The sequence below is a fragment of the Thiorhodococcus drewsii AZ1 genome, assembly GCF_000224065.1.
GTDB classification, from domain to species: domain Bacteria; phylum Pseudomonadota; class Gammaproteobacteria; order Chromatiales; family Chromatiaceae; genus Imhoffiella; species Imhoffiella drewsii.
The window spans coordinates 1-13,740 of record NZ_AFWT01000029.1; the positions used below are offsets into that span (position 1 = coordinate 1).

Annotated in this window: 12 protein-coding genes; 4 read left to right on the top strand and 8 right to left on the bottom strand. The window is 64.3% G+C overall.

Annotated elements, in window-relative coordinates; genetic code table 11:
• The coding region (locus THIDRDRAFT_RS16990) for an adenylate/guanylate cyclase domain-containing protein (RefSeq protein WP_007042123.1) at nucleotides 1-589 on the top strand (589 nt) is incomplete at its 5' end.
• A gap of 103 nt (nucleotides 590-692) precedes the next feature.
• Here the strand turns inward: THIDRDRAFT_RS16990 and THIDRDRAFT_RS16995 are convergent.
• The 3 genes from THIDRDRAFT_RS16995 to THIDRDRAFT_RS17005 all read right to left on the bottom strand — a co-directional run bounded on the left by THIDRDRAFT_RS16995 (nucleotide 693) and on the right by THIDRDRAFT_RS17005 (nucleotide 3,558).
• Nucleotides 693-1,076 carry a DUF1842 domain-containing protein gene (locus THIDRDRAFT_RS16995; RefSeq protein WP_007042124.1) on the bottom strand — a complete coding sequence of 128 codons (384 nt, stop codon included), beginning with the start codon at nucleotides 1,074-1,076 and terminating at the stop codon, nucleotides 693-695.
• Between the two features lie 368 nt (nucleotides 1,077-1,444).
• Entirely contained in the window at nucleotides 1,445-2,521 is a 1,077-nt protein-coding gene (locus THIDRDRAFT_RS17000; protein WP_007042125.1) for a glycosyltransferase, read from the bottom strand.
• Nucleotides 2,518-3,558, bottom strand: coding sequence for a glycosyltransferase family 9 protein (locus THIDRDRAFT_RS17005; protein ID WP_007042126.1), 1,041 nt, complete (start codon nucleotides 3,556-3,558; stop codon nucleotides 2,518-2,520). Before THIDRDRAFT_RS17005 ends, THIDRDRAFT_RS17000 begins: the two co-directional genes overlap by 4 nt.
• A gap of 260 nt (nucleotides 3,559-3,818) precedes the next feature.
• Between THIDRDRAFT_RS17005 and THIDRDRAFT_RS17010 the strand changes: the two genes are divergently transcribed.
• Both THIDRDRAFT_RS17010 and THIDRDRAFT_RS17015 read left to right on the top strand, forming a co-directional pair.
• The gene (locus tag THIDRDRAFT_RS17010) at nucleotides 3,819-5,153 is read left to right on the top strand and encodes an O-antigen ligase family protein (protein ID WP_139058784.1); all 1,335 of its coding nucleotides are present in this window, start codon (nucleotides 3,819-3,821) and stop codon (nucleotides 5,151-5,153) included.
• Nucleotides 5,154-5,265: 112 nt separating this feature from the next.
• Nucleotides 5,266-6,549, top strand: coding sequence for a capsular polysaccharide export protein, LipB/KpsS family (locus tag THIDRDRAFT_RS17015; protein WP_007042128.1), 1,284 nt, complete (start codon nucleotides 5,266-5,268; stop codon nucleotides 6,547-6,549).
• A gap of 750 nt (nucleotides 6,550-7,299) precedes the next feature.
• On the opposite strand, the gene THIDRDRAFT_RS17020 is transcribed toward THIDRDRAFT_RS17015, so the two are convergent.
• Nucleotides 7,300-8,460 carry a glycosyltransferase gene (locus tag THIDRDRAFT_RS17020; RefSeq protein WP_007042131.1) on the bottom strand — a complete coding sequence of 387 codons (1,161 nt, stop codon included), beginning with the start codon at nucleotides 8,458-8,460 and terminating at the stop codon, nucleotides 7,300-7,302.
• A gap of 180 nt (nucleotides 8,461-8,640) precedes the next feature.
• On the opposite strand from THIDRDRAFT_RS17020, the gene THIDRDRAFT_RS17025 reads away from it, so the two are divergent.
• Nucleotides 8,641-9,873 carry a hypothetical protein gene (locus tag THIDRDRAFT_RS17025; RefSeq protein WP_007042132.1) on the top strand — a complete coding sequence of 411 codons (1,233 nt, stop codon included), beginning with the start codon at nucleotides 8,641-8,643 and terminating at the stop codon, nucleotides 9,871-9,873.
• 140 nt (nucleotides 9,874-10,013) lie between these two features.
• On the opposite strand, the gene THIDRDRAFT_RS17030 is transcribed toward THIDRDRAFT_RS17025, so the two are convergent.
• From THIDRDRAFT_RS17030 to THIDRDRAFT_RS17045, 4 genes are all read right to left on the bottom strand, one after another.
• Complete coding sequence (locus tag THIDRDRAFT_RS17030; RefSeq protein WP_007042133.1) at nucleotides 10,014-10,724, bottom strand: DUF3581 family protein; 711 nt, start codon at nucleotides 10,722-10,724, stop codon at nucleotides 10,014-10,016.
• A 287-nt stretch (nucleotides 10,725-11,011) separates the two neighbouring features.
• Nucleotides 11,012-11,449: a hypothetical protein gene (locus THIDRDRAFT_RS17035; protein WP_040845204.1), complete on the bottom strand. Its 438-nt coding sequence runs from the start codon at nucleotides 11,447-11,449 to the stop codon at nucleotides 11,012-11,014.
• Nucleotides 11,450-11,460: 11 nt separating this feature from the next.
• Nucleotides 11,461-12,009, bottom strand: coding sequence for a chemotaxis protein CheW (locus tag THIDRDRAFT_RS17040; protein WP_007042135.1), 549 nt, complete (start codon nucleotides 12,007-12,009; stop codon nucleotides 11,461-11,463).
• Nucleotides 11,999-13,729 (bottom strand): diguanylate cyclase, encoded by a 1,731-nt coding sequence (locus THIDRDRAFT_RS17045; RefSeq protein WP_007042136.1) that lies wholly within the window; start codon nucleotides 13,727-13,729, stop codon nucleotides 11,999-12,001. The genes THIDRDRAFT_RS17040 and THIDRDRAFT_RS17045 overlap by 11 nt, the downstream gene beginning before the upstream one ends.
• Between the last annotated feature and the right edge of the window lie 11 nt (nucleotides 13,730-13,740).

The window sequence follows — 13,740 nt, forward strand, 5'->3', positions numbered from 1 at the left end:
CGCGGGCGGGATGGCGCGCGAGCGCGGGCGCGCCTGCGCGGCGGCCCTCGAGATTCTCGCGGCGGTCGAGTCCTTCAACGCCGCCCGGCCGGACGGGGGCATCCCCATCCGCATCGGTCTGCACTTCGGCGAGGTCTGTCTGGGCGACGTGGGCGCCGACGAGCACTTCGAATACCGGGCGGTCGGCGACGTGGTCAACACCGCCACGCGCATCGAGCAGGCGAGCAAGCGGCTCGGCACCCGGATCCTGGTGTCGGGGGAGGTTCGGGAGGGTCTGGAGGGCTTCGCGATCCGCGATCTCGGATGGTTCGGGCTCGCCGGGAAGCGGACCCCGGTCCGTCTCTTCGAGCTCATGGGGCGCGCGGACGACGGCGACAGGGAGACCCCGGACTTCGTCAGGGCGTTCGAGGATGCACTGGCCGCCATGCAGCGCGGCGACTGGTCAGGTGCCGGCGAAGGGTTCGCCTCACTGGCCCAACGCCACCCGCACGACGGACCAACACGCTTCTTCGCCGAGCTTTGCGAGGACTCCGGGACGCACCCGCAGTTCGAGGACGGACGCCGTATCGTCCGCTTCGACGTCAGATGAGGCATTGCGGACGCGCTTGAGCACGAGGGAGGAAGAGACGACACGCCGGGCAGCGCATGAACAAAGGGCCCAGCCGCCTGGCGATGCTATGGCACAGGATCGGCTAGCATTCGGTCTTGGACAGGTGGCAATCGTAGGAATCTTTTCCGACCGAAAAAGTGCCGACCCCCTTCCAATCATCGTCGATGACAAAGCTCGCCTTGAACGAAGTCAGATAGAATCTGATATCCGGAGGCGGGAAACAGACTATCGCCTGCCCTTCGACCCCGGCCACCTTGGTCGCCGAGGTCAACCCGGTGCTGTACACGTTTCCGGAGGCGTCGGCCGAGAAACGCGGACCCTGGACTTTCCCTTCGCGAATGGTCCCTTCGGCCCGACCGCTCAGAGCACCGCGCGCCGGATCCACCGCAAGCTGAAGCGTCATCGAACTAACGCCAACGTCTTCCGGCCGGAAGTCGAGTCTGACAAGGTACTGATCAGTTTGCATTTCTCTCACCTTCGCCCTTCAGGGATCGAAAACTACGCCACGCCATGATCGGGGCGCCTGCGGGATCTCCGCGACGAGGGCAACAATCGCCACCAGCTTGTCTCGTCGTACGTCACGTCCAGGGTCCTGTCGAAGACCGTCATGGGGCCGCAAAGGCCGACGATACAGCGCGCCAGAACATGGCTGTATTCGCAAGCACTGGATCACCATCCGCATTTTCATCGGCACGCAGCTCCGCAACTCGCCACTTTTCTTACGCGTGGATCGCGAAAATTCGACAGACAGGCCCCCGAACCACTGAACGGCCGTGCCGACGGTGGGAGGAGACAGGCGTTCGGGAAGCGGCCAGGGGGAATCGCTGGTCGGGGTCAGACCAGCTCGCGATAGACGGCCAGGTTGGCCTCGACCATGGCGTCGATGGAGAACTCGCGCACCATGAGCGCACGGCCCGCTGCGCCCAGTTCGCGACGACGCTCCGGATCGAACAGCAGGCTGCCAATGGCCTCGCGCAGCGCAGCCGGATCGCCCGGCGGAACCAGCAGGCCATTCTCGCCATGCCGGACCGCCTCCGGGATGCCGCCGGCGCGACTCGCGACGATGGGTACCCCGGCGCTCGCGGCCTGAAGCAGCGAAACGCCGAGCCCCTCCATCAGGGCCGGATGCACGATGAGATCGAAACCGGGCAGCAGCACGTCCAGATCGTCGCGGAATCCGGCCAGTACGACACGGTCGGCCAGACCCTCGCCGGCGATGCGCTCGCGCAGCGGCTCGGCCAAGGGACCCTGACCGAGAAAGACGACCCGCAGATCGGGATAGGTCTCGAACAACGGCGGCAGCGCATCGAGCAGAACGGCATGTCCCTTGCGCTGAATCAGCTGAGCGACGACCCCGACCAACAATGCATCCGGCGCGACACCGAGCCGCTCGGCGACCAGAGACCGATCGCGGGGACGGGCATAGCTCTCGAAGTCGACCGCGCTGCGCGCCAGACGCAGCTTGGCGGGCGGCAGCCCCTCCCCGACCAGAACCCGTCCGATGCCTTCGGAGATGGCGATCACCCGGTCGTGCAGCCGGTATTTGAGCGCGACCAGCCAGCGCGGTTCGGGGTTGTCGACCCGCCGGGTATGGATCACCGGGACACCGGCCAACCGCGCCGCCAGACCGCCCATGACGTCCGCGCCGATACGGCTGTGCAGATGGACCAGATCCGGTCGAGACGCCCGAATCAGACGATGGAGCCGAGCCGCCATCAGCAGATCGGCATCACCGTGCATGGGCATATCGTGCACCTCGGCGACCGGCTCGGCGGCTGCGGCAAGCGGGCAGCCTCGCGGACAGGCGAGCAGATTCTCATGTCCGCGCGCGGCCAGCCCGCGCAGCAGATGCAGCACCTGAAATGAGCCGCCGTAGAGATGGCGCCCGCCCTCGACGTGCAAAATCCTCACCGGGCCACCCGCAGTACCTGACGCGCATTTTCGACGATCTCCTCAGAGGTGATGGCGCGCATGCAGTCGAAACGGCCCTCGCAGATCGGACGGCGCTTGCAGGGCGAGCAGGGCTGCGCGTGATAGAGCACCCTGGCGTTGTCCCGCGTCGTGTCGGTGTAGGGACAGGTGGAACCGAACAGCAGCAGGCTCGGGGTATCGAAGGCGATGCCCATGTGACCGAGCCCGGTATCCACGGCGATCAGCAGATCGGCCCGATCGATCATGGCGGCCGCCTCGGTGAGACTGGTCTGACCGGTGAGATCGACCAGATCCGCCTCGGCCGCGTCGGTGATGCGCTGGGCCGAGGCTTGATCGGCCGGCCCGCCGAGCAGCACCGGAGTCAGTCCCAGCTCGGCGCGGATGCGCGGCGCGAGCCGTGCCCAACGGTCCTCGATCCAATGCTTCTGAGGGCGGGTGGTGAAGGGACAGAAGACGGCATAACCGCCACCGAGCCCTTTGCGCTCGATCGTCTCTTCCACGAAGGCCGCATCCGCCGGGGCATAGTGGACGGCCATGCGGAAATCGTCGGTCGGTAGCCCAAGCTGTTCGGCCAGATAGAGATATTCCGATCCGATCCGCTCCGGGTCACCGCCGCGCGGTAGACGGCGGGTCATGAGCCACTGACTGCCTTCGCGTGAGCCCAGTCCAATGCGCTCCCGCGCGCTCGAGAGCCAGGTCAGCAGACCGCTCTTGAGCAGCCCCTGGAGATCGAGGGCCAGATCGAAATCGCGCGCGATCAGGTTCTCGCGCAGGGTCAGGATGCAATTTCGGAGTTCGCCGAAGCGGCGCTCGCGCAAGAGCTGCTGCCACCGGCGCAGGGGACAGACGATTACCTCGTCCAAGTCGGGATGGCGGTCGAGCAGGGTCGCGCATTCGGGCTGCACCAGCCAGGTGATTCGCGCCCGAGGCCATTTGCGTCTCAAGGCCGCGATCAACGGGGAGGCGAAGACGATGTCCCCAATGGCGCTGAGTCGAACGATGAGGATGGAATTCATGCGAGTCGCATCTGGCGTGGCAATCGAGGTCTCACGGTGCGGCACGACCGTCGGAAACCGGAAAGAATGGTCGGCAGTATAAACCAGCGTCCCAGGCACCGGCCGACGGCGAACGGCGCTCGCGATCTCCCCGAATCCTGCGCGACGACATGATAGGATCGCCGGCCAACGACTAGAGGCGACGCGACCGGCCTTTTCTCCGGGAGGCCCAGCATCAGCCGCCCGCACGACAATCGACAGTCTTCACTGGGGTGACACAGGTGGCCAAGCTTCCGGCTTTTCTGACGCGGATCGATGTGGAACAGCTCATCCTCCACCTGACCCCGGCACTGCTCGCGGCCAGTGCTGCGACGATCACGGCGGCCTACTACCAACTGCATGGCCCGATCCTGCACGGGATCATGCTGTTCAGTCTCCTCTGGTGGGTGCTGCGGCTGAGGTCCGGACGCGGCATCGGTGCCGACGGGGCAACCCGTGTCCTGGCCGGCATTTTCCTCCTCTATGCGATCGTGGCCGTCATCTCGGCCGGGCGGGTCGGCTTCAATCCGGATGCGGTCGACCGACTGGAGAACTTCGTCTATTTCCTCGCCGCCGCCCTGATGCTTCCCTTTCTGGTCCAGGTGCGTCCGCACCCCGCCTGGTTCTGGGTGGCCGTGGCCATGACCTCCGCACTCTCGGGGATCTATGCGCTCTGGGAGATGCCCACCTTCGCCCATGCCTACGAGCAGGCGACCGGCCTGGTCTATCGCGCGGGCGGCAGCAAGGGCAAGCCGATCCCCTTCGGTGACATCGCGACCCTGAGCTCCGTGCTCTGTCTACTCGGGGCCAGCACCTTCCAAGGACGTCGACACCTCTGGACGATCCTCTTTCTGATCGCAGCCGGACTCGGTCTCTATGCAAGCCTGGTCTCGGGCACCCGAGCGGCCTGGCTCGTCTTGCCGACGGGCCTGCTCATTATCGTGCTGCATCTGATCCACGCATATCCGAAGAGACGCCGTGCCATTCTGCTCGGACTGCTATGTCTCGCGCTGGTCGGCACGGGTCTCATAGCGCAATCGGACCAGATCCGCGAGCGCTTGAGCGCGGCGGTGAGCGAGATTCGCGACTATCGGCCGGGGGCGAACGTCGAGGCCGGTAATTCGCTCGGCGAGCGCTTCGAGATGTGGCGCGCTGCCTGGCAGGCCTACGAGGGACACCCGCTGATCGGAATCGGCGTCGGACAGCTCAACGCCTATTTCAAGCAGGACGCCAATGAAGGACGCATCTCGCAGGCGATCGTCGAGTTCGACCACGGCAACGGACACACCCATGCCCACAACGACTATATCCATGCCCTGGCGACACGCGGTCTGCTTGGACTGGGATCGCTCCTGCTCCTCTATCTGGTCCCGCTCGCCTTCTTCGTCCGCAACGCCATCCTGGGCGCCGAGATGTCCGAGCGCGCGCTGGGCTATGCCGGCGTGCTCGTCATCCTGAGCTTCATGCAATACTCGCTCACCGATTCCATCCTGCTGATGCGCTTCACCGCCGGCTATTTCGTGTTGCTGACCTGCTGGCTGCTGGCGATGAACCTGAACCGGCGGCGCCCAGACTGAGCGACGATCGGCCCAGTGCTCCTGACATGAAGGCGTCCTCGGACGCGCTGCGAGCGCCAGTACTGAATGGGCGGGACTTGGACGCTGGACAGCCCCCAAACGGACACCCCTCATGACACCCAACAGCATCGCCTTCATCGAGCCCGGACCCAATCTGGTCCAGTTTCTCGCGGCGGTCGGCGAACGGCTGGCCCCGACGCACCGAGCGGTCTTCTTCTCGACCCGAGTCAAGAGCCGCAGTCTGCTGCGCCGGCTCGGCCAGGAGGTCCTGCCGCAATCGGTCTCGGCACGCACGGCCAAGCCCGCCCTGGAGCTGGATACCGAGGCGCTGCTCGCGCGGCTGCGTAAAACAGGCGACCGAGCGCTGGTCGAACGCCAGTCACCCGCCCTCTTCCAACTAGCGGGCAAAATCGACGCCTTCCTCGATCAGGTCGAGCCGGCAGGCATCTTCCTTTGGAACGGCTCGGGCCTGACCGCCGCCATCGCCGACCAACTGGCGAGTCGACGCGGCATTCCGCGACTCTTCGCCGAGAACGGCTATCTGCCGAATACGCTCCAGATCGATCCAGAGGGGGTCAATGCCTTCGCCTCGATCGGACGCGAGCTGGATCTGGACGAAATCCGTGCACAGATCTACAGCCAGGATCAGATCCAGGAATTCGAGATCCTGCTCGCCGACTATCGCGGCGGCCGGCCGCCGCGCCGGAGCCCACCGCCAGGGGGTCGGGTGCGCCCGTCTCCCCTCGCCTATCTGATCCAGGCGTGGAACGATTGGGGCGAGCGCGACGCCCGTATCCAGGCCAATCGGCTGATCCCGCGCGAGATCCCGTCGCTACCCGAGCGTTTCGTCTTCTTCCCGCTCCAGGTGCGCAGCGACAGCCAGCTCACCATCCACTCGCCCATCTACGCCAACCGACTCGACCAGGCCATCGCCGACGTCAGAGCGGCGCTCTCCAGGGTCGCACCCCAGCTGAGACTGGTCGTCAAGCTCCACCCAGCCGATCTGGACAAGACCGACTACGACCCGCTGGCCGAGTCCTATCCCGATCTGATCTGGGTCGGCGGCGGCGACGTTCGCCCGCTCCTCCAGCGGGCCGAGTGCGTCGTTACCGTCAACTCGACGGTCGGAATCGAGGGACTCATCTTCGACACACCGGTCGTCACCCTGGGCAACAACTTCTATGTGCGCCAGGGATTGGTCCATCCGGTAACCGAGCGCGACCAACTCGCCAGCCGGCTGACCCAGGCACTGACCCAGCCCCCGGACCGCGAGCTGATTCAACAGTACCTGCGCTATCTCTACTTCCACGCCTTCGTCCGCGCCCACTGGCGCGACTACTCTCCCGCATCCCTCGACAACCTCGCGCAACGCATCCAACGAATGGTTGAGGGTTGAGGCAGCTACCAGCTACCAGCTACCAGCTACCAGCTACCAGCTACCAGCGGATCATAACTGCGACCTCATTCTCCCCTTCACCCATCCCCACGTCCTCCTGGTGACAAAGCCCCGCTTCGTCATCTATTCCCTCGACGCTCCGCTTCGCGAGTTGTCCCAAGAGGCAAGCGAACAGCCTCTGAGCTATTTCCACAGCAAAATGCTGCGAAATGACCACCTATTGAACATGGTATTCATTGACGTTTCTGCAAACGCATCTATCTTGATAACCGTAAGCGGTCGAACGGGTGCAATCCGGAAGAGTTAAGAGAGACGCGACGAACAGGTTTTGTTCGACCACCCCTTGCAACATCCGACAATCAAGGTGATCGATATGACCCAGGAAACAGTGCGTACCAATGAACGTCGGGCATTCTGGCTGGCGCTTGCCATCTGTCTGGTTCCGCTGATCCCTTACGCCCTGCGCGGCGGCGCCTGAGGATCCGAGACACCGTCTCGAAACCAACCCGCAACCACAACAGTGAAGCCAATCAACGAGGTGACCGACATGACCCAGGAAACAGTGCGTACCAATGAACGCCGGGCATTCTGGCTGGCGCTTGCCATCTGTCTGGTTCCGCTGATCCCCTACGCCCTGCGCGGCGGGTCCTGATCGCTGACGCGAGCCGGTCCAACCGGTCCGCAAGCATCGTTCAGATCCCAATCAACGCATCCTCGACGGGGCCACTGGCCCCGTTCTCGCGTTCAGCTTCAGCAATCGGTCCGTTCCAGCTCCTCGCGGCGAAGACCTTCAGCCGGATATCGATGCGGCAGACCCATGGCATCCAGATAGGCGTCCGCACTCGCCTCGATCTCATAGGGACGCGCGGCCTGACGCAGGAAATCCACTTCGAGCGGGGCGTCCAGGGTCTCCGCCATCGCCACGGCCAACCCCGCGTCATCACCCACCGCAACCAAGGGACCATAGCGTCCAGACCCCAGGATCTCGTCCGGGCCGCTCGGGCAATCGGTGGAAACCACCGGCGTACCGACCGCAAGCGCCTCGATCAACACGAATCCCAGCCCCTCCCAGCGCGAGGTGAAGGCGAAGAGATCGGCGTGGGCCATGTAGGCGTAGGGATTGGGCACATAGCCGGGCAGATCGAAATCCTGCGCAACCCCGAGCTGCTCGGCCAGGACCAGCAGACGCTCGCGCGCGGCCCCCTTGCCGAGGATCATCAGCCGGCAGGGACGGTCGGCCCGCAGTCGCGCAAAGGCCCGGATCAGGGTCTCGAAGTCCTTGCGGCTGCAAAGCTCGCCCGCGCTCAGGATGAGCGGAGAGCCCGGCTGACCGAACCAGGGGTGATCCGGAATCGGCTGAATCGCCTCAAACAGATTGGCCGGGACCACCGGCGGCGGCACCACACGGATGTGCGAGCGTGCCAGCCCCGTATAGTCGGCCATGTCGTCCGCAACGCCCTCGCTGGCAACGATGACCTGATCCGCGAAGGTATAGAGGTGTCCCATCGACCAGCGCTGAACCCAACGCTCCAAGACGCTCCGGCTCGCCAGATCGATCGAAATCGTGGTCCCCGATCGCAGCACCAGACGCGTCGGCACCCGTGAAATAAAACGCGCGAAAAGGGCGATTCGGTTCACCCGGTCCTTGTCCGAAAGCATGGCCGCCGGCCGATAACGTCGAAGATAGCGCACCACCGCTGGGAGACAGGCCAGTGTGTGACGCGATCCCAGATCGATCACCCGTACACCGTCCGGGATCGCGTCCAGGACCGGCCCGTGCCGACGCACCTTGAGCAGATCGACCCGATAGCCGCGCCCCGCGAGCGCCGGAATCAGATGCCGAGCTGCGCGGTCCACGCCGCTGTGACCGGAGGTGGAAAAGAAGCAGGCGATGCGATTCGGATCGGGCATGGGACGCTCGTCGGTAGGGTGGCCTGATTGAGGAGTGATACCGGGTGAACTCGGCGAACGGGCAATCTTAACCCTTGAGCCTGCCTCCAGCCTCCAGCAATCAGCACGATTCCCGGATGGATGCCGGATCCGTGACCTAATCATCGGTGCGACCGTGAGGAGCCTGTACCATAGAGCCTGATGAGACCGAGCGAGGGTCAGGGGCTCTTGAAACGCTATTCACTGATGCTATCCGGCGAGCTGCATCCAGGGACACCACGTCACCAAGCCGTCGCCGCCTTCGCCGAACTGCTGCGACTGACCTTGCCGCAGGCCGATGCGGCACTCAACGGACGCCCCCGCAAACTCAAGGGCGACCTCACCCTGGAGCGGGCGCAAGCCGCCCAAACACGCTTCGAGGCAGCCGGAATCGAGTGCCTCATCCGTGAGGAAACGACCGAGGCGCCCCAGAGCGCGGCGGCCGTCTTCGCGCAGCCCAGCGATCTGGACCTACAGAAGGGCGGTATGCGCTGTCCCAACTGCGGAGAGGAACAACCGCCCGGCGACATCTGCCGCCGCTGCGGCATTGCCTTCGCCAAGTTCGTGCATGCCCGATCGCCATCCGAGACGCCCGAGCGCGCCACCCTCCTCCGTCAAGCCGACACCAGCGCCTTCCCATACCGACTGGTCAACCAGCTGACCCTGCTCCTCTTCCTCTCAAGCCTCGGACTGTTGCTCTGGAGCCATTGGCAGAAGGACCAGCTGCCGCCCGCGAGCTTCTACGACAGCGCCCGACTGGTCGAGCCGCGCCAGACCCCGACCGCCAGCGAACCCTTCCAGATCGAGGCCGAGGGCATTCAATACCGCATCGAACCGCTGTTCGACTACGAACTCGACGGCGTTGTGGTCAGCCTGCACGACAGCGACGTCTTCTGGGACATCTACCACACCAAGGACTGGAAGGACTTCATCAACATCCGCGACCTCTGCGTCGTCTGGGGCGACAACGTCAGCAGCGGTGTCTTCCGCGACATGGCCTACAAGAACACCACCTGGACCTGCTGGGTCTCCAGCGACGACTCCGCCACCGCCCAGCGCTTTGCCTGGAACCAGCTCTCCAACAACCATCTGCTGACCCACAGCGGCTATCTCTACCGCGCAATCAAGTCGGCCGAGATCGGCGACCAGATCCACTTCAGCGGCAAACTGGCCAACTACTCGCACGCCGGCGGATTCAGTCGCGGAACCAGCACCAGCCGCAACGACACCGGCAACGGCGCCTGCGAGACCGTCTATGTCGAAGACTTCCAGATCACCCGCAAATCCAACCCCGGCTGGCGCCTGGTCAACCGCCTCTCCTTCTGGCTCACACTACTCTCGCTGCTCGGACTGACGATCCTCTTCTTTGTCGCCCCCTATAGGCCCCGGCGTTAGCAACCAACGACAACAGAGACCGGGCCTTCCGAGACCGGCGGCTTGCATGAGACATCGGTGCGAATGCATTCGCATCGACGGGCGAGATGCGCGTGTCCGACGCTTAGACCGCCAACCCTCGGCACGCAATCGCCGAACGCTCAATCAGCGCCCAGATAGGCCGCCTTTTTGGCTGCGTAACGGTCGACCAATCCCTGTAGCGACTCCCGATCCAGATCGCGCAGGCCGCTCAGGATCAGCGTCTTGGCGCCGTGCCCGATCGGCTCGCCCGCGCTGCTGACCTGGAACTCCAGACGCGCATCGCCGCGGCGGCCATTCACCTCGAGCCGGCTGCCGACCAGGGTCAACTCCAGATCCGGCGCATCCAGTCGGTCCAGATCGAACGACATGCGCTCGTAGATCACCAGCGGACGATCGGTGTTGATCATCACGCCCTGCTCCTCCATCAGCGGCACCAGGATGTGCGGAAAATTCTGGCCGGAGAAGGCGACGTAGCGCCGCACCAGAGACTCGATGAAATGCGCATCCCGGCTCAGCTCGCCGCTCGCTGACACCTCCAGACAGGACTTCCCCGCTGCGTCCGAAACCAGCAGGCCACCATCCACCGGCGCAAAGGTGAGCGCCGTCGCCGCGCCCACCATGCCGGTGAAGCGAAACGCCATCTGTCGCGCGATCCCGTGCCGGCTCAGGGCGAGCGCGAACAGCAGGTCGCCCGGCGCGCAGAAGCGGGGATTGTCGGCATCGTGGATCGGATTGAAATCGCCAGCGATGTCCTTGGCGAAGGCGCTGCCTTGGGCGGGGGAGATGCGGACAATGCCGGCATCCTCGGTGAAGAAGGGTGACAGGAACATAGGCTGGCGCTCGATGGGTCGGTCGTAAAAGTGCGCGATTGTATACCCGTCACGTGTGGGATTTCCGGTCTTGGAGTGTGTCCATCGTGCGTCAGGGCAAGGCGCCGAGACGCGTCGTGGCGGCCCCCACGGCAAAGAGCGGCAACGCGGCACTGGCGCGCGAGGGACGTGCTCCAGAGCGAAAAACCCGCGTGTGACGGGTATCACCATGATCGGCGTTTCAAGACGGCCTTAGCGAGTCTTGATCCACTGTCGACGAGATCCAGACATCGACGATCGATCCATGCTCAGTCGTCCGGCGAGTGGACGTCATCCGCCGCCGTAACGCGTCGGGGTAGCAGCCAGGCGTCGAGAACGATGATCAAGGTGTCATCGGGCGGATGTCCTACACACGCCAGGGCGCGCACGCAGGCCAGACCCTGGCGGGCCGCCAGCAGCGGCGGCAAGGGTCGGAGGTCGCTGGTGGGGAGACGCCAGTGGATGACCGGCTCGTCCACCCGCAGGCTGTGCGGCCCATCGGGATGGTCGAATTCCAGCAGGCGCCCAAGGGAAGCGGCCGGCGCCGCCGATTCCTGCATCTGGAGCAGGTCGGCCAGACTCGGGGCGAGCGGATCCTGGGTTTCGCACATGCCGAGCACCTTGGCCCGTTCCACGGCCAGCGTCAGGGTACCGACGCGAAATCGCACCAAGTCGATTCCGCTCGCATCGGTCGCTTGCTGGTCCATCGTCCTGGACATCAACGCAGTGCGCGGCGGTAGTCTTGAAACAGCCGCTCCAGATCCAGTGCGATGACCGCTTGGCCATGGTGTTGGAAGATACCGGTGGCCAGACCGCGCAGTTGCTCCGGCAGGGTGTCCGTCGGCGGAAGAATGGATTCCTCGATGACATCCAGGACATCCTCCACCCGATCGACGCGCAGGCCGCTGCGCATCGGGGCATCATCCGTGCCGCGACTCTGTCCCAGCAGGATCGCCGCACGCCGACTGTCAGGCGCGTGCCTGCATCCCAGCAGGTCGCCAAGACGAATCACCGAGGTGATATCGCCGCGCACGTTAATCACCCCCTCCAGCGAGGGTGGACAGCCCGGCACGTAATGAATGGTCGTCAGCGGTAGGATTTCGGCAACATTGCCGCCAGGAAAGGCGAAGAGCGCCTCATCGATGGCAAAGATGACGTGCTTGACGGTCGCGGCCTCGACAATGCTCTGATCGGCAGAGTGACTCTGGTCCAGAGCCGATGCCAACGGATCTTTTTCGCCGACCTCGCTCTTGATGCTAGTGCTCATTGCGCATTCCCCCAGGAGGTACTGGCTTGGCGGACACATCCGTCATGGTCGTGGCGATCTCGACCCGATTTCGGCCATTACGCTTGGCCCGATAGAGCGCCCGGTCCGCAGCATCGACCAACGCCGATGCCGTACCGAATTGCGGGTAGGCAGCGATGCCACCGCTGAAGGCGCAATGAAATTCGAAGCCATCGGCGAAAAAGGACACCTCGGCGAAATCGGCCCTCAATTCGTCGATGATCGACTTCGCATACGCGGCATCCACGCCGACCAGGATGATCGCGAACTCCTCCCCACCATAGCGCCCCACCAGATCGACCTCGCGCAGTCGCAACCGCAGCGTGCGGCTCAGGGCCATCAGCACCTGATCGCCGACCGGATGCCCATAGGTATCGTTGATGGACTTGAAGTGATCCACATCGATCATGGCCATACAGAGGCTGGTCTGGGTCCGACGGCACGCGGCCTCGGTGACCTCCAGCAACTGGAGGATGGCGTTGTGATTGAAGAGCCCGGTCAGGCCGTCGCGAATCATCAGCGAGCGCAGGGTGCGCATGCGCTCCGCACGCAGTTTGACCTCGGCAATCAGTCTCTCGGGGGCGAGCGGCTTGGTGAGAAAACCATCGGCGCCGACTTCCAATGCCTTGAACTGACGCTCGGCGTTGGTCTCCGAGGAGACATAGATGATCGGCAGGCTGAGATAGCCGGGCATCTGGCGCAACACCCTGGCCAGGTCCGGACCCGAACATTTGGGCATGTAAAGGTCCATCAGCACCAGGTCGGCATCGAAACCATCGAGCGTATCGGGCACGCGCTCGGGCTCATTCGTCACTCGGGTGACCATCCCCGCCTCTTCCAGCACCATGGAAAAGAACTGGGCCACGTCCGGGTCGTCATCCACGATGAGAATATGGTAGGGCTCGGGGGGGCTGCGGTTGGTCAGCTGGTCGAGAATCTCCGCCATCTCGACCGCATTGACGGGCTTGGGACAGTAGGCGTTTCCACCGGACTGAACCGCCTGCAACCGGGCACTGAAGTCGTTGCGGCTCGATATGAAGACGCAGGGAACCGGCCGATCGATGGTGGCATTCAGTTCCGCGATGACAGCAGGACCCGCATCCTGACCTTCCGGGAAGATCACGTCCATGATGATCGCGCTTGGACGTTCGCTCTGAAAGGCCCGACGCAGTGCATCCAGGGTCACGAAGGGGATAACCTGATAGCCGAAGCAGCTCAGTTGACCAGACAGCTCCTGGGCGATGACCGAATCGTCGTCGCACAGATAGACCAACCGTTGAAGCCGCCCACTGGTACAGCCATCGACCGACTGCCGGGCGGGAATCTCGAAGCTCGGCCCCGGGTCGGGACCGGCGGCGGCATCGAGCGCGAGGTCGAGTGCCTCCAATGTCCGCAGTCTCTGATCCAGATCGAGGATCAAGCGCTCCGTCACCCGCGCGTCCTGGTCCAGCACCTCGCGCAGCACCTGCTCGGCGGCCTTGGCCGATGCGTTGATGGAATCAAAGCCAAAGGAGGCGCCGGAACCCTTGATGGTGTGGAACAGGAGATGGAGCGTCTCAAGTTCTGCGCGCTGGTCGCTCCCCAGGGTCAAGCCAGCGAGCAGTTCGCGCGCACCGGCAAGCCGTCCCGGAAACTGCTCGATAAAGGACTGACGCAGCCGCTGTTTGCGCTCCCTGAAGGATTCGGTCTTGCCGCTGGCCATGTTCCGATACT